The organism is Acinetobacter sp. YH12043, assembly GCF_013419915.1.
Taxonomy (GTDB): domain Bacteria; phylum Pseudomonadota; class Gammaproteobacteria; order Pseudomonadales; family Moraxellaceae; genus Acinetobacter.
The window spans coordinates 1-16,482 of the sequence record NZ_VOZD01000032.1; the positions used below are offsets into that span (position 1 = coordinate 1).

Here is a 16,482-nt window from a genome sequence, read left to right on the forward strand (position 1 = left end):
TTAAGTTCTTTATCCGACATAGACACCAACATATCAAACCGTCCGCTAAGAAAATTGCAACAGCGCATATTCTAAAAGCGGACATTTTTACTTTGGAGAAACCGGACATTTCTATTTTGGAGTTACATATTCATCTCGTATAACAGCCATTATGTTAAATGGATTTAATTTTGCTTAGCCTTATATTCATTAAATGCTTGAAGCATTTCTTTTTTCTGTTCTTTGGAGGCATCTGTATATGAGTAAAATCTTTCATAATCTTTTCTAAATTGGCTACTTTCAATCCTTTTAGCTAAGCCATCAATAAAACCTTTTCCTTGAGTCTGATACTGCTGAATCGTTTGTTCATCTAAGCAGATAGTTTTCTCCCAAGAAATTGCACTCATATTTATAAGAACATTGAGATATATATTTTCGCTATCCTCATATAGTTCCCAAAAATAAGGTTCTATTTCTATAAGCTGCATTCTACTAGTATTCCTAAACTTTTAATTATTTCTAAAATTAACATAATACACGTTATACGAATTCCCAAGGCATGGCTTTTAGTTATGCTTTTTTTATCAAAAGAGTATACCTGAATGATAGCGAGCCAAATCGCATACAATATCTATCATTAGACTTAATGCAATAATTAAATGATAGTATTATCATTAATCTAATAGAATTAAGATTAAATGATAGAAATGAATACACGTATTTATCTACGAGCTTCAACTAAAGATCAAGATGCAGAAAGGGCTTTGCAGATTCTTCAGGATCTAAACCAAAACTTGAATTTGGGTGAAACCATTGTGTACGTGGAAAACTATAGTGGTACGAAGTTAGACCGACCTGAATTGAATAAGCTACTGTCAGAAGCAAATCAAGGTGACACATTGTTAGTTGAAAGTATTGACCGCTTATCACGCCTAACCCAACGAGATTTTCAAGAGCTGAAGCGCAGGATCCAGGAGAAGGGACTTCGTTTAGTCGTAGCAGATCTTCCTACTACCTACCAAATGATTCAAACCAGTGACAGCATTACTCATTCAATCTTGGAACTCATCAACAATATGTTGATTGATCTTCTGGCAACAATGGCCCGCCTAGACAATGAGAAACGTATAGAACGTATTAAGCAGGGCCTGGCACGTTCGGGTTACAAACCAACAGGCAAGAAGGCAAATGAGGCTAAACATAAACGAATAAAAGAATTGCTAGTAGTTGGCAATATGACTAAGGAAGAAATTGCCAAAGCAGTGAATTGTGGAGTTGCAACTGTCTATCGAGTTGCTAAAGTTATCTAAAAGAGGCTTATCTCAACGCGCCCCCAATGGGGCACCGCTGCATTCAGGTTACTTCACATAAGAAATTTTATGTTAAATGATTGTTAGAAATGCCCCTTGATCGAGGCATTTTCTATAAAGAATACTAAAAACTAATTAAAGCCAACCAAGTTTCAAAACAAGGCAGTTCTCAGCAATCATATTTTTAAATTATATAACTCCCAACTGAGCTTTTGCTCCAACGATAAGGCTTTCATTTTGAGTTTCTAAGGCAAATAAACCATACATCAAAGGAGAGGCCGCTGCTCTTTCTAAAGTCTGTTCATATAGTTTATTCCAAACTTTACCCCCTAGTTTTTCATACTCGATGATTAGAGTTTTGAGGCTTTCTTCTCCAAACAAAGTTACATGCCCAGCAAAATCAATCGCTGGGTCATCTATATGGGCTGTTGACCAATCAATAACGCCTGAAACAGCTCCATCCTTTGAAGCTAGTACATGCCCAGCATATAAATCGCCATGTATAAATTGGGTGAAATCTGCCCATAGAACATCATTATCCAACCATTTTCTGTAGCGGGTTTCCAATTGCTCACTTATACCAATTTCAGATTTTACTAACTGCAAATTGTTTGCTATTTCAGGTCTTAAATCTGAAGGTTTCATAATTTTCAAATCATTTTCCCGAACTTCTTTTTCAGGAATACTATGGATTTCAAATAAGGTTTTTGCCAAAGATGTTATGTATTTCGGGCTATCTTTGTCCATATTCCAAATTATTTCATAGGTTTCAGCATCCAAATTTAAAACAGGATTATCTTTAAGTATGGGATAAGCCACTAATTCTGTAGATGAAATTCTCCAATCAGGAACCTCTACAGAAAGATGTTTTTTTACCAATTCTAAAATGCGTTTTTCTTTCTTGATTTGTTCCCTCATGCCATCACGACGAGGAATACGCAGCAACCATTGTTGCCCCTTTGTATCAAGAGCAAAAACGACCTTAAAATCAATGCCCATTTCATTGAAATTCATTTTGTCCGTAAGCAACAAGCCGTGTGCTTCAGCAAGTGATTGAATATCTTGAATTGTCATTTTTAATTTCCTTTAAAGAGTTCAATAATTAATGTTCGGATTAGATTGGCTATCATTAACAATCTCTCTCAAAAGTCTTGATGATTTTGTGGTCTTTGATCTCGTAGATAATGTCAGCAATATTATCGACCAATTGCTTGTCATGAGATACGAAGATAATAGTTCCTGCATAGGACTTCATCATTGTTTCTAATGCGGCAATACTTTTTAGGTCAAGATAGTTTCCTGGTTCATCCATAAGCAAAATATTATATTTTCCTAAAAGCATTTTGGATAAAAGCAGTTTGATGATTTCACCTCCCGATAAGTCGGATAAGTTTTTTTGAATATCATTCGCTCCGATCCCCATTGAAGCCAATACTGCACGAATTTCCGCAACTGTGTACTCGCACTCTTCCTGCATAAAGGAGAGCACAGATTTATGCGTGTTAAATTTATATCCTGTTTGTGTAAAGTAGCCAATTTCAGCTTTTGGAGATATGGTTAATCCATCAGCACGTTCTGATATCATTTTTAACAAGGACGTTTTCCCTGTTCCATTCGATCCAGTTATAGCGACTTTAGCGCCAAGCGGTATTATAAAGTTAGCGTCATCAAAGATAGTACGGCTACCAAATTTTAAGCTCAGACCATCTGCCGTAATCGGGAACTTATTGTGCAGTTCTAGGGCTGAACTTTGACGAAAACGAATAGAACGCAAATGCTCTGGTGCTTGAATATCTTCTAATGCAGCCAAACGCTTTTCCATACTCTTAGCTGCCTGATACAGTTTTCTTTGCTTGGTGCCAGTCATTTTTGCATGCCCAAGTCGTCCAGCACTTTCGGTAGAGTTTTTGGATTTTTCTCCTTTTTTCTTATTGTCTAATCGATTAGCTTGCTGGCGTTTTTCTTGCACAGCAGATTCTAATCGCTCCCGTTCCTTCATCATCAGCTCATATTCTACGGCTTGGTGTTGTCGCTCTTCTTCTTTTTGACGCAAGTAATCCGAGTAACCACCCCAATATTCCGTAATTTTACCGTCTTTTAACTCCCATATCTTGTCTACAACCATATCAAGAAAATATCGGTCATGACTGATAACAAGTAATGCTCCATCAAATGCTTTAAGTTGACCAATAAGTAGATCTATTCCATTGAGATCAAGGTGGCTGGTTGGTTCATCCGCTAGAATGCCATGTACTTGTTGGGAAAATGCGGCAGCAATTTTTGCACGAGTTTCCTCTCCGCCACTCATTGTGTCGTTTTGTACATTGGAAACACCAAGGCGAGATAACATTGCCCGGTCTTCGACCGTTTCTATTTCGATTCCGCCCAGTTGGCTGATATGTGCAAAATCACCAAAACGCTGTAATGTCGCTTCGGCTAAAACAATTTCGCCATTAAGTACTTTGAGTAAACTACTCTTTCCTGCTCCGTTATCACCCACAAGACCAATACGGTCATAAGAGTGAATTTCCAATTCATCAATATCCAAAACATCACGCCCAGCATAATCCAAGCGTATGTTTCTCGCTTTAATAATTAAACTCATTTTTATTTACTCCTGTTTAGCTCTTGAAATTTTTTATGCAGCAAACAGGATTTAGGTGAAAACAAAAGCTAGCATCACAGTGTCCTCCCAAAAAAAAAGCTATTCATCCACAGGGTGGACAAATAGCTAGTCAATTAAGTTATAACTGGAAACTATGCACTAAAAGCATACTTATAAATTAAGCATACTTTTACTTTATATATCCGCATATATTCTTAAAGACACAACAAAAGCCCACCATTATAAAATAGTGTCACTATGCAAATAGTTGTGTCTTAACGAATGCGGATAGAATGCATAAACTTACCTAAAAAATAAAATTCAGTTTTATGATAACTTTACTGTTAAAAGAAGTCTAGACAACCTTGTTTTATGCTTGGATATAAGGCTTATTTTAATATAAAATATTCTCAAAACTTTTTAACGAGTGAAAAAGTACTCAACCAAATAATAAAACAATTGAATTTAAAAGAAACCGATACCGTTTACGAAATTGGAACAGGTAAAGGGCATTTAACGACGAAACTGGCTAAAATAAGTAAACAGGTAACGTCTATTGAATTAGACAGTCATCTATTCAACTTATCGTCAGAAAAATTAAAACTGAATACTCGTGTCACTTTAATTCACCAAGATATTCTACAGTTTCAATTCCCTAACAAACAGAGGTATAAAATTGTTGGGAATATTCCTTACCATTTAAGCACACAAATTATTAAAAAAGTGGTTTTTGAAAGCCATGCGTCTGACATCTATCTGATTGTTGAAGAAGGATTCTACAAGCGTACCTTGGATATTCACCGAACACTAGGGTTGCTCTTGCACACTCAAGTCTCGATTCAGCAATTGCTTAAGCTGCCAGCGGAATGCTTTCATCCTAAACCAAGAGTAAACAGTGTCTTAATAAAACTTACCCGCCATACCACAGATGTTCCAGATAAATATTGGAAGCTATATACGTACTTTGTTTCAAAATGGGTCAATCGAGAATATCGTCAACTGTTTACTAAAAATCAGTTTCATCAAGCAATGAAACACGCCAAAGTAAACAATTTAAGTACCGTTACTTATGAGCAAGTATTGTCTATTTTTAATAGTTATCTATTATTTAACGGGAGGAAATAATTCTATGAGTCGCTTTTGTAAATTTGGAAAGTTACACGTTACTAAAGGGAATGTAGATAAATTATTAGGTATACTACTGACAGCTTCCAAGGAGCTAAAGAGGTCCCTAGACTAGCAAGAAGTACACAAGAAGCCTTAAAGATTATAGAAAAGCTTTTCCATGAAATGCTTAACATTATTTAATGTTAACATGTGGCTTTGTGGTAACTACCACGAGTGGTAACTTGTAACATGAAAAAAGTTACAAGTTACAAGTGGTTTATTTACGAACATAAAGGCTAGGAAAGCACTTGATAAGTATATCAAGTGCTTTTTTTCCGTTCGATTTTACTATCCAAGATACCGCTTGACGTACCTAATATTTTAGTGTGCTAAGGGCTTTGCTTTTTCTGGTTATAGTTCGTTCAAAAAAGACCGCAAGGGTAAATGCACGATCATAGATCGCCCTTGCAGCTTTTTAATCTCTCCACTTTTTTATAACCAAGCAAAACGGTTTTCTAATAAAAGATCTAAATACGTATCTTTCATCAATTGAGATTCATTGTTATTCAATATATTGTAGGTTGAAAGTATCAAATGTGAAAGTTGAGGATCAGAACGTAGGGTTGATTCGATAGCAAGTTCGATAGGCTCATTAAATATTCCTTCATAGCTTTTTTTTAACCATGCTGGATCTAAATGCATCATTTTATAAGTGAAGCCGAGAGGATCTGGTGCATTACCATCATGAACTTCTTCAGGTTCAAGCATGAAAGTTTGACCTTGATAGCTATCAATAATTTTTTTTCTACAATTGAATTGTTGATGTCCTAACTCTGTTACCCCTATAAGATAACTTGAGTGTAGATGAGGATCGTATGCAAAGCCTTTGAAGTGGGCATGAATTAGTTCTATACCTGTAGACTTATCCTGTGTGACATTGACCCAATTGCTCATATTTACTTAATTAGTCCTAATGGATTTAGCTTATCAAAAATTATCTAATGAAGAAATTCTAAAATTAACATAATACACCTTATACAAAATGCCCTTGTAAGCCCTTAATCAAGGGCATTTTTAGTCTCTACTTAACATAAAATTTTGGTGGTGCTTCAAAAAGTATGCTGCCTTTAAATGAAGCCATTATTGATGTAAAAGAAAAGAAGGCTAAATCAAAAGCTTTAAAATGGTTTTCAAGCTTTTTTGAAAAATTACAGCTTCTTCTGAAGCTACGCCTAATTCTATGCCTTATTTTGCAATTATTGCCTTCAATACCTACAGTAAAAAATTTACCAATACTTTGCTTACCATTTTTAAAAGCAGTGATGAAACTGTCCCAATGATCACTTGCAATTCGGGTGTAGTGAATATCTAATTGTTTAAGCTTTGTCTTCAATTGTTAGACTGTAGCTAAATCTCGTTTACCCCAAACATAAGCAACAATTTCACCTGTTTCTCGATGATAGGCGTAAATAAGCCATTGTTTATTCTTTTTATTTCCAACAAAATTCCAGAACTCATCTACTTCGAGAGATTCATAATGACTTTGCTGAGGCTGAATTTCATAGGTTGATTCAGTTAAAGTACGTAAAACTTTACCGATACTGATGCGCTCAACTTCAGCAATATCTCGTATACCGCTGCCTCTGACCATCAACTGTAATATTTTACGAGTAATACCTGACTTACATCCTAGATAGCTCAGTGCATGATCACCAATAAACTGACGTTTACAGTCTTTGCACTGATAGTTTTGTTTCCCATCTACTTTGATACCATTTTTCTTTATACTATCACTGAGGCAGGTTGGACATTTGATTGCTAGAGTTATTTGCATTTCTCTATTTTATCAAAATCCAATCGGCTTTTTCTTCAGCATACTTTTTGAAACACTACCAAAAATAGATTAACCTCAAACTTCTAATTCTTATAAATAATGAAAAACACCCAACTTATCTAGCACATCTAAAGACAATTGTTTACGTAGAGCAATATCATCACCAGCTTTCATTTGCATATTTAAAGCAAATGCCACCACTTGCCCATCTGCCTTTTCAACAAAACCCACATACCAACCCACTTGCGGGTCTACAGCCATTCCCCAGCCACTTTTAGCATATAGACGATTCTCCCCTCTGCGCTCTACATACAACATCTCTTTCACTTGTTGCTGAACTTCAGGTTTAAAAGGCAATTGCCCTTGGGCTAAATCATACACAAACTTTACTTCTTGTATAGGTGTAATTGTCAAAGGCCCTTTCAACCAAAATTGATCAACTTCCGTGCCTATTTGCATATTGCCATAACCAATACGTTGCAATTCACTTTGCATTAAGCTTGGACCAATACGACGTGCCAATTCTTGATATACAGGCACTGTAGATGCTTGCATGGCTTCGCCCAAAGTAAAATCTTTGTCCCATGCTTTAAAAAAACGTGGCTTTCCATCCCACTTAAATATTTCTGTAGATGTTGCTTTATGATTTTCTAAACCAATTAGTGCATTGGCAATTTTAAATGTAGATGCAGGAATATAAGCTGTTTTTGCTCGGTCTAAATGCGTGCCATATTTTTTAATATTTTGACCATCATATGTGACAAACACAGCATCAGCTGAGATTTCATTAAAAAGCGCTTGAACATTCTGATCGATGATTGAGTTATTCACTTGTGGAATTGTACTTGTTTTTGCTCGACTCATACTATGCTCAGCACAAGCCCCAATACTTATGCTTAAGCAAACTAAACTCAATATTTTTAATAATTTCATGATATACAACTTTAAAATTTGGTAGTGTTTCAAAAAGTATGCTGAAGAAAAAGCCGATTGGATTTTGATAAAATAGAGAAATGCAAATAACTCTAGCAATCAAATGTCCAACCTGCCTCAGTGATAGTATAAAGAAAAATGGTATCAAAGTAGATGGGAAACAAAACTATCAGTGCAAAGACTGTAAACGTCAGTTTATTGGTGATCATGCACTGAGCTATCTAGGATGTAAGTCAGGTATTACTCGTAAAATATTACAGTTGATGGTCAGAGGCAGCGGTATACGAGATATTGCTGAAGTTGAGCGCATCAGTATCGGTAAAGTTTTACGTACTTTAACTGAATCAACCTATGAAATTCAGCCTCAGCAAAGTCATTATGAATCTCTCGAAGTAGATGAGTTCTGGAATTTTGTTGGAAATAAAAAGAATAAACAATGGCTTATTTTTGTTCAAAAGTCATATTTTACCTCGGAGAAACCGGACATTTTTATTTTGGAGTTACATCTCTGTTTCGTATAACAGCCATTATGTTAAATGAATGATAATTGACATTTTGTTCATTAATACTGATATGCAACGAATTTTATTATATGTCACCCCTCAATTACAAATATAAATGACTGCTCGTCTAATCATCTCCATTACACAATTAAATGTTAAAATGCATAGCTACTTCATCTAAGATAAAATATATGTATCCAAATCTACAGCACAGCTTCGAAAACAGCGTCATTCTCGTTGTAGAAGATGATTATGATATTGGTGACATTCTTGAAAAATACATAAAAAATGAAAACATGCAGGTCATCCGTGCATTGGATGGACAACAAGCTTTAGAGTGCCTAAAAGCCAACTCTATCGACCTGATTCTCCTTGATATTAAATTACCCAAACTAAATGGCTGGGAAATTCTACAAATCATCCGTCAAACAAGTCATTTACCTGTCATTATGCTGACTGCCTTAGATGATCAAGTGAATAAGATCATGGGGCTAAAAATGGGTGCTGATGACTTTATTATTAAGCCATTTAACCCAAACGAAGTGATTGCACGAATACAAGCCGTACTTAGACGAAGTACAAGCCAAAATATGGAAATAACTAATATTATTCGTTATAGAAATATTGAAATTAATCCAGATCATCATCAAGTTTACATTTCAAATGGTCAAAGAAATCAGTTGCTCAACCTTACGTTAACTGAGTATAAGATACTGTTTTTGATGGCAAAAACACCGAATAAAGTCTTTACACGTAATGAATTGATCCAAAACTGTATGCCTGAAAGTGATGCTTTAGATCGCACTGTAGATAGCCATATCAGCAAATTACGCAAAAAACTTGAAGAAAATGATGTAAATGGCTTATTAATCAATGTCCGTGGCGTGGGGTATCGCTTAGATCAAAATCATGAAATTTAACTTTTTTAAAAATTCTGTTGGAATTAACTTCCAGTTTATTATCATGATGAGCCTATTCAATTTAGGCATTACGCTGTTATCTTTCATGATTGGCTATTTTGTTTATAGCTGGGCGATAAAAATAGGTTTTCTAAATACACAAGTTATTAATTCAAATGAATTTTCAGTTACCTCCGTTGACTTTATCTGGCTGTTTTTAGTGCTATTAACAGGCTTTTTTCTTTCTACTATCCTCGCCTTTAAATATGGAAAACGCTATACACAGCCAATTAGTGATTTAGCAGATGTTATTCAACAAATTCAACAAGGCAATTTAGCACTCAGAATTAAACAGCCACATCATGATATTCCACATGAAATCAAGTCTCTTATTGAGAACTTCAATGAAATGGCAAACCAACTTGAAGTATCAGTTAAGAATTCAACTGTTTGGAATGCTGCAATTGCACATGAATTACGAACACCTGTGACAATATTACAAGGTCGCTTGCAAGGTATTGTCGATGGTATATTTATTGCCGATAAAGCTTTACACCTAAGCTTATTGAACCAAGTCGAAGGCTTATCTTACCTTGTGGAAGATTTACGGACACTGACACTTATTGAAAATAAACAATTACGATTAGAACTAGAAAAGACCAATTTAAAAAATAGTATTGAAAAATGTCTGCAGATGTTTAATGAACGGTTTCATGTTAAAGGTTTAACTATTGTTTTAAATTTGACGGATAAATTGGTTTGCGTTGATATAAGAAGGATGGAACAGGTCTTTATTGCATTGTTCTCTAACTTTCTAAGATATTCGAATGCTGGAAAAATAAATATTACATCTGTAACCACAGCAGAACATTGGGTATTGACGTTTGAAGATGAAGGTCCTGGTATTGATGAATCGCATCTTAAACACCTGTTCAAACCCTTCTATCGACTGGAAGACTCTAGATCATGTCTAGATGGCGGTACTGGATTAGGCTTGGCAGTGATTGATGCAATTATTGAAGCACACCAAGGTCATATTTATTATTCTAAATCCAAAAACTTAGGTGGCAGCTGTTTTACTATTCAACTAAATCGTAAGACATCAACTCATTTATAATGTGTTAAGTTCAGATTAATACGGCTTAATTTAAACCATAAATTTAAGATAAATTGATGTCTGAACTTAACCATTCTGTTTGATGATCCTCAAATAAATTTCATCACAATGAATTCTCATCTCGATATTTAGCTAGCATAAAAAATACCACAATGGAGAGTATCCCGATGATAATCCCTGCTGTTAATAATAAATTAACATGAGCTGAACTGAAGGCAATTTTACCTGCGTTAATCAATGCTGTACCTTGTTCAACGGGTAACTGGCTCGCCACTAAATAGGTATCACCAATCGAAAGTCTGGCTTTTTCTGCTAAAACAGCAGTTAAATCTGACGGCACTTGAAGATGACTGCCAAATATATAGGCCATGAAAACACCAAATAAAGTAATACCTAGTCCTGTACCCAGTTCATAACCTGTACTTTCAAGTGAACCTGCCGCACCGCCCTTTTCTGCAGGTACTGAGCCCATGATCGCAATGGATGAAGCTGTTAAACCAATACTCAGTGTTAATCCAATCGAAGCTAAAATAAAGGGAACGATGATTCCCGGATGATGAAAATCTGAATAACTCAAACTGACCAACGCAATTGCTGCCAATATTAATGACATGGTCGCAACCAGACGGAGTCCAAATTTATTGGATAAAAAACCAGCAATAGGCCCGCCAATAGCGGCCGCAACCATAATCGGAACCATAAAAAGACCGGCTTGCAGCGGTGTTAAACGAATGACATATTGCAGCTCCATTGCCAAAGTTAACTCAACCCCTGCCAAAGCGCCTGCAGCAACCATTGCCATAATAATGCCGGCTAAAATAGCAGGACGTGAAAATAGCGAAAGATCTAGCATCGGCTGAGGAGAATTCAGCTGTTTGCGTACAAATATGGTTAATAAGCCGATAGATAAAACGACCAAAGGCAAGACAATCAACAACGACTGTTTACCGCCTAAGCCTGCTTTTAGTGCATATACAAACGAAATCAAACCGACAATCAGCAATAGCGCTTGACCAAATGCCCAATGTCCAGGGGTTATAGCTTCTTTTCGGGACAATAAGAAATAGCACATTGGTGCGACAACCAGCATGATTGGGACGTTAATCAGGAAAACTGAACCCCACCAGAAATATTCTAACAATCCCCCACCAATGAGCGGTCCAATGGCGGCACCGGCTGATCCGATTGTGCCCCAAATACCCAGCGCAATGGCACGTTCGCGACTGTCTTCGAAGGTTCTGCGAATAATACCCAATACACAGGGCATAATCATGGCACCGCCTAATGCTAATAAAGCACGTGCGGCAATCAGCATAGAAGCCGTTTGGGAAAATGCCGCAAGGACTGAGGCAATTCCAAATATAACCAAGCCAATCAGCAGAATCTTACGATTGCCGACACGATCAGCCAAAGTTCCCATCGGAACTAAAAGTCCAGCCATAAGTAATGGATAAATATCAATAATCCATAAGACTTGGTTACTTGTGGCACTCAGCGATTGGGTTAATGAGGGAACCGCAACATGCAGTACAGTCATATCAATCACAATCGGCAGAAATGCAAGCACGACAGCGAGCAATATCCACCAGCGTTTCGGATCAAGATTGGTAGCTTTCATGATTAAACCTATATTGATGGTTTATTAAATCAATTCTGAAATAAAGATGTAAATGAAAGATTTGTTGTGGGCTAAACTCGTTAACCCACAGCTTTTATTCTCAGTTTTGATGCTTAATGTGCCGCTTTACGTTTCGAGAATTTCTCAACCATGCTCATGACGACAATAAAGAAAATCGGTACAAAAATAACAGCTAGAATTGTTGCGCTGATCATGCCGCCAAAGACGCCTGTACCAATCGCTTTTTGAGTTTCAGAACTAGCGCCACTGGCAATGACTAAAGGAATAACGCCACAGGTAAATGCCAAAGATGTCATTAGGATTGGACGTAAGCGCAATTTAGCGGCTGCAACGGTTGCCTCCACTAAACCCATTCCTTCTTCTCTTAGTGCTTTTGCAAACTCAACAATCAAAATAGCATTCTTTGCAGATAGACCAATAATCGTGATCATGCCGACCTTAAAGAAAATATCATTTGGCATACCACGTAACATTACTGCTAAAAAGGCGCCAATCAACCCTAGAGGGACAACTAGCATCACAGAGAATGGAATTGACCAGCTTTCATAAAGCGCTGCCAAGACAAGGAAAACGACTAACATCGACAACAGTAATAAAAACAAGGTTTGTGATTCCGACTGTTTTTCTTCTAGAGAAATCCCAGTCCACTCATAACCCACACCTTTCGGAAGTTGTTCAATCAAATTTTCCATCTCAGTCATGGCTTGTCCTGAAGATATACCTGCTGCTGGACTGCCAGAAATACTCAATGATGGACGACCGTTGTAACGATTGTATTGTTGTGGGGAATGTTGCCAAATTGGAGTAATTATTTCAGACATTGAAACCAATTTACCGCTTTGACTGTTCACCTTAATCTGAAGAATATCTTCAATACTCATGCGTGATTTGGCATCAAGTTGCACAATGACTTGCTGCATACGGTCATGATTTGGAAAATCATTGATATACATCGAACCCATTGAGGTTGAAATAATATCGGTCACATCACTGAAATTAACACCTAATGCCTGCAATTTATCTCTATCAATTTTAAGCTGTACAGAACTGCCATCTGGCAAACCTTCAGGATAGACCTCCGCCACGATTTTACTTTGTGCTGCTAATGCTAAAAGCTGATCTTGTGCTTCTCTTAAAGCAGGCATGCCAATATTGCCACGATCTAATAATCTCAGTGAAAAACCAGATGAGTTACCCAATTCATCAATTGCTGGTGGTAACACAGACATGGTTTGACCTTCTGAACTTTCAGCCATCGCTATATTGGCATTATTCACGACTTCTTGTGCCGTAATAGTACGCTCTTCGAATGGCAATAGATTGGTAAAATACATCGCTGTATTCTGACCAGATCCACTAAAACCAAAACCTAAGACCGCCATATTGTCTTTAATCCCCGTTTCTTGGTCTAAATAATTTTGAAACTCAGCAACGACTTTACGGGTACGTTCTTGAGTTGCATCCGCAGGAAGTTGAATCGAAGTCATAAACCACCCCTGATCTTCTTCTGGCATAAACGCAGTCGGAACGTGTTTAAAACTAAAAATCAGCACAATGACAATGCCTAAGAAACATAACATTGCGAGGGTTTTATGTTTAATTACTTTAAATAAACTGCGTTCATAGCGATTGTTCAGCTTCTCAAAACTGCGATCAAACGATGCAAAAACACCCTTTTTCTGATGGTCTTGATCAATCGGTTTTAACATCGTTGCACATAACGCAGGGGTTAATGTCAGTGCAAGGAAAGCTGAGAATAAAATTGAAACCGACATGGTAATGGTGAACTGACGATAGATAATCCCCACTGAGCCTGACGCCAATGCCATCGGCAAGAATACAGCGGCTAACACTAAGGTGATGCCAATAATCGGATTGGTAATTTCCTTCATGGCTTTAGATGTGGCTTCAACTGGAGATAAGCCTTCTGTCGCCATAATGCGTTCAACATTCTCAATGACCACAATCGCATCATCGACAATAATCCCGATCGCAAGCACCATACCGAACATGGTCAGCACATTAATCGAAAAACCAGCAAGCAGCATGACTGAGAATGTGCCAAGCAATGCAATCGGTGCAACAATCGCCGGAATTAAGGTGTATCGAACATTGTGTAAAAAGATAAACATGACAATAAAAACTAATGCCATAGCTTCAAGCAATGTCATGATTACTTTTTCAATCGAGATTTTTACAAAAGGTGCAGTGTCGTAAGGTATAGAGAATTTCATACCATCAGGCAGTGCTGAACCTAACTGTTCAATTTTCGCTTTAACACCTTCTGCAGTCTTGACAGCGTTGGCACCAGGACTCATTTGTATCGCCACAGCTGTAGAGGCTTTGCCATTTTCTAAAATCGCAAAGTTATACATCTGTGCCCCGATTTCGACACGAGCGACATCCGACAGTCGAACATTGGCGCCATTTTGTTGAGCACGTAAACTAATTTTCTTGAATTGCTCTACAGTTTCTAATTGACCTTGAGCAGTTAAAGGAATAGTAATTTGTTGCCCCGTCAAAGCAGGAACATCACCAATACGACCTGGTGATATCGGCAAGTTTTGGTTTTGGATGGCTGTATTCACATCTTGAATACTCAATCCATAAGAAACCAAACGATCTGGATCGACCCAAATCCGCATGGCTTTTTCAGCACCAAAATTTTGGACTTTACCAACACCGTCAACCCGCTTTAATTCTTCAATCACATAGCGAGTCATATAGTCACTGACATCAATTTCACTATATTTGCCATTCGGTGAACTTAAGCCCACCATCATTAAAAAACCAGACGACGCAGCATCGACCATCAGCCCTTGTTGTCGCACTGTTTGAGGTAAGCGTGACTCAATGGCTTTAATTTTGTTTTGCACATCAATTTGTGCAAGTTCTACATCTGTACCTGGTTTAAATGTTGCGGTGATTGTTGCTGTTCCAGAACTATCTGAACTTGAACTGTAATAAAGTAAGTTTTTGACACCTGACATTTCCCGCTCAATCAAGGTCACAACACTATCATTCAATGTTTTTGGCGTAGCACCTGGATAGATTGCCGTAATACTAATCTGTGGTGGCGCAACACTTGGGAATCGTGCAATAGGTAACTTGGGGATGCTTAGTACACCCAACAGAATAATAAATAAAGCAATCACCCATGCAAAAATAGGACGCCTAATGAAAAATTGGGACATTATTGCTGTCCTCCATTTTCCTTAATATTTGTAGGTTGCCACTGCTTAATTTTTAATTTTTGCTCAGGCTGTATACGATCAGCCCCTTCAACAATGACTTTCTCACCTGCTTGTAACCCTTGTTTGATCACATAGTTATTTTGATAACGTTGACCAAGCTGAACAGGCTTGCTTTGCGCTAAACCTTTTTGATTAACAATCGTAACATTGGCTTTACCACTAATATCATGTTGAATCGCTTGTTCTGGAACTAGGAGCGCATTTTCAACTTGAGCTCGGCTCATATTGACTCGAACATACATGCCTGGCAAAAGTTTTTGATTTTCATTATTGGCTAAAATACGGATTGTGACATCACCCGTATCAGGATCAACTTTAGTATCCGAAAATAGGATTTCACCTGTAACGTTATAAGGTTTACCCTGACTATTTAGGATTTCAACCGTATGTTTGGTATTTGACACGTCACCTTGCTGTAAAGCTTCCTGTAGTTTTTCATAATCACTAATTGATTGCTTTACATCAACATAGACTTTATTAATCTGTTGTATTACGGCCATTGCATTAGTATCACCTTGACCAACTAATGCACCCTCAGTCACTAAGATTTCACCAATCGTTCCCGAGATAGGGGCTGTAACAGTCGCATATTTAAGATTAAGTTGTTGTCTGCTTAACATGGCTTGCATTTGCGCCACATCGGCTTTTGCTTTTTGATAATCTGCTTCGGTATTGTTGTATTCCTGCTGACTAACCGCATTTACTTTTACTAATTCAGTGTAGCGTTTTAACAGCACCTGCAAACGTGTCACCTCAGCTTGTGCACGGTTTAAAGTGGCTTGATTGCTTTTTACATCTGCCTGAAATATTTCAGAATTCAATTTAAAAAGCGGTTGACCTGCTTGCACATAAGAGCCTTGCTTAAAAAGTACTTTATCAACAATTCCACCTACTTGCGGGCGAATTTCAGCAATACGGTAAGCGACAACACGGCCTGGAAGATTTTCAATTAAATTCATGGAATGCGGTAATACCGTGATGGTACTGACAACCGCTGGTGGCATTTCTGTTGGGGACTGTTCAGCATCTTTGGCTTGTGTACAGCCGATTAAAAGTACAGTTGTAATAAGTATTGAACCTATTAAATGATAATGTGTTGACATGCTTTTTCAGAGGGGGGGTTTTAGATACTACTATTTTGAAATAGCAGTGTTTATGAATTGCTGATGTTGTGTGGAGATTGTGTGGAGATTGTGTGGAGAGATTAAAAGATTTATTTTTTAATGACACGCTTAAACAGCGTGGCTTGTAAATTAGTATAAATAATTTTGTTGTTCTACAATTTTGATCGTATCTTAGTTT

At 37.3% G+C, this 16,482-nt stretch carries 12 protein-coding genes and 2 pseudogenes; 5 read left to right on the forward strand and 9 right to left on the reverse strand.

Annotated features, from left to right (window positions below; all coding sequences use genetic code 11):
• Positions 1-164 precede the first annotated feature (164 nt).
• Entirely contained in the window at positions 165-467 is a 303-nt protein-coding gene (locus tag FTU01_RS13535) for a hypothetical protein (protein WP_136144098.1), read from the reverse strand.
• Between the two features lie 210 nt (positions 468-677).
• Here FTU01_RS13535 and FTU01_RS13540 point away from each other — a divergent pair, with 210 nt between their 5' ends.
• Entirely contained in the window at positions 678-1,289 is a 612-nt protein-coding gene (locus tag FTU01_RS13540; RefSeq protein WP_015060246.1) for a recombinase family protein, read from the forward strand.
• Between the two features lie 189 nt (positions 1,290-1,478).
• Here the strand turns inward: FTU01_RS13540 and FTU01_RS13545 are convergent, their stop codons facing one another.
• Together FTU01_RS13545 and msr(E) are read right to left on the reverse strand one after the other, a co-directional pair.
• Complete coding sequence (locus FTU01_RS13545) at positions 1,479-2,363, reverse strand: Mph(E) family macrolide 2'-phosphotransferase (RefSeq protein ID WP_000155092.1); 885 nt, start codon at positions 2,361-2,363, stop codon at positions 1,479-1,481.
• Between the two features lie 55 nt (positions 2,364-2,418).
• Entirely contained in the window at positions 2,419-3,894 is a 1,476-nt protein-coding gene (msr(E), locus tag FTU01_RS13550; protein WP_000052512.1) for an ABC-F type ribosomal protection protein Msr(E), read from the reverse strand.
• A 372-nt stretch (positions 3,895-4,266) separates the two neighbouring features.
• Here msr(E) and erm(B) point away from each other — a divergent pair, with 372 nt between their 5' ends.
• On the forward strand, positions 4,267-5,019 hold the full coding sequence (gene erm(B), locus FTU01_RS13555) for a 23S rRNA (adenine(2058)-N(6))-methyltransferase Erm(B) (protein WP_154320141.1): 753 nt from the start codon (positions 4,267-4,269) through the stop codon (positions 5,017-5,019).
• A gap of 474 nt (positions 5,020-5,493) precedes the next feature.
• Here erm(B) and FTU01_RS13565 read toward each other — a convergent pair whose 3' ends face one another.
• From FTU01_RS13565 to FTU01_RS13575, 3 genes and pseudogenes are all read right to left on the reverse strand, one after another.
• On the reverse strand, positions 5,494-5,955 hold the full coding sequence (locus FTU01_RS13565; RefSeq protein ID WP_257233752.1) for an AraC family ligand binding domain-containing protein: 462 nt from the start codon (positions 5,953-5,955) through the stop codon (positions 5,494-5,496).
• A 173-nt stretch (positions 5,956-6,128) separates the two neighbouring features.
• A pseudogene (locus FTU01_RS13570) lies at positions 6,129-6,835 on the reverse strand (IS1 family transposase).
• Between the two features lie 90 nt (positions 6,836-6,925).
• On the reverse strand, positions 6,926-7,768 hold the full coding sequence (locus tag FTU01_RS13575) for a carbapenem-hydrolyzing class D beta-lactamase OXA-58 (protein ID WP_002002480.1): 843 nt from the start codon (positions 7,766-7,768) through the stop codon (positions 6,926-6,928).
• Positions 7,769-7,848: 80 nt separating this feature from the next.
• Here FTU01_RS13575 and FTU01_RS13580 point away from each other — a divergent pair.
• The 3 genes and pseudogenes from FTU01_RS13580 to adeS form a co-directional block, all read left to right on the forward strand.
• Positions 7,849-8,217: pseudogene (locus FTU01_RS13580) on the forward strand (IS1-like element ISAba3 family transposase); the annotation flags it as partial.
• Between the two features lie 245 nt (positions 8,218-8,462).
• The gene (gene adeR / locus FTU01_RS13585) at positions 8,463-9,191 is read left to right on the forward strand and encodes an efflux system response regulator transcription factor AdeR (protein ID WP_032073130.1); all 729 of its coding nucleotides are present in this window, start codon (positions 8,463-8,465) and stop codon (positions 9,189-9,191) included.
• Entirely contained in the window at positions 9,181-10,287 is a 1,107-nt protein-coding gene (gene adeS / locus FTU01_RS13590; protein ID WP_032073131.1) for a two-component sensor histidine kinase AdeS, read from the forward strand. The genes adeR and adeS overlap by 11 nt, the downstream gene beginning before the upstream one ends.
• 103 nt (positions 10,288-10,390) lie before the next feature.
• On the opposite strand, the gene FTU01_RS13595 is transcribed toward adeS, so the two are convergent.
• The 3 genes from FTU01_RS13595 to FTU01_RS13605 all read right to left on the reverse strand — a co-directional run bounded on the left by FTU01_RS13595 (position 10,391) and on the right by FTU01_RS13605 (position 16,283).
• A complete protein-coding gene (locus tag FTU01_RS13595; RefSeq protein ID WP_032073148.1) occupies positions 10,391-11,905 on the reverse strand; it encodes an MFS transporter in 1,515 nt (504 codons plus the stop codon).
• A gap of 113 nt (positions 11,906-12,018) precedes the next feature.
• Positions 12,019-15,123 (reverse strand): multidrug efflux RND transporter permease subunit, encoded by a 3,105-nt coding sequence (locus FTU01_RS13600; protein WP_270915313.1) that lies wholly within the window; start codon positions 15,121-15,123, stop codon positions 12,019-12,021.
• Positions 15,120-16,283: an efflux RND transporter periplasmic adaptor subunit gene (locus FTU01_RS13605; RefSeq protein WP_032073150.1), complete on the reverse strand. Its 1,164-nt coding sequence runs from the start codon at positions 16,281-16,283 to the stop codon at positions 15,120-15,122. The genes FTU01_RS13600 and FTU01_RS13605 overlap by 4 nt, the downstream gene beginning before the upstream one ends.
• Positions 16,284-16,482 lie beyond the last annotated feature (199 nt).

Bases quoted from the DNA above. Each gene is read 5' to 3' on its own strand.
- adeS (WP_032073131.1), top strand. From the start codon at position 9,181: ATGAAATTTAACTTTTTTAAAAATTCTGTTGGAATTAACTTCCAGTTT.
- FTU01_RS13540 (WP_015060246.1), top strand. From the start codon at position 678: ATGATAGAAATGAATACACGTATTTATCTACGAGCTTCAACTAAAGAT.
- FTU01_RS13605 (WP_032073150.1), bottom strand. From the start codon at position 16,283: ATGTCAACACATTATCATTTAATAGGTTCAATACTTATTACAACTGTA.
- adeR (WP_032073130.1), top strand. From the start codon at position 8,463: ATGTATCCAAATCTACAGCACAGCTTCGAAAACAGCGTCATTCTCGTT.
- FTU01_RS13535 (WP_136144098.1), bottom strand. From the start codon at position 467: ATGCAGCTTATAGAAATAGAACCTTATTTTTGGGAACTATATGAGGAT.
- FTU01_RS13545 (WP_000155092.1), bottom strand. From the start codon at position 2,363: ATGACAATTCAAGATATTCAATCACTTGCTGAAGCACACGGCTTGTTG.
- FTU01_RS13575 (WP_002002480.1), bottom strand. From the start codon at position 7,768: ATGAAATTATTAAAAATATTGAGTTTAGTTTGCTTAAGCATAAGTATT.
- FTU01_RS13565 (WP_257233752.1), bottom strand. From the start codon at position 5,955: ATGAGCAATTGGGTCAATGTCACACAGGATAAGTCTACAGGTATAGAA.
- FTU01_RS13595 (WP_032073148.1), bottom strand. From the start codon at position 11,905: ATGAAAGCTACCAATCTTGATCCGAAACGCTGGTGGATATTGCTCGCT.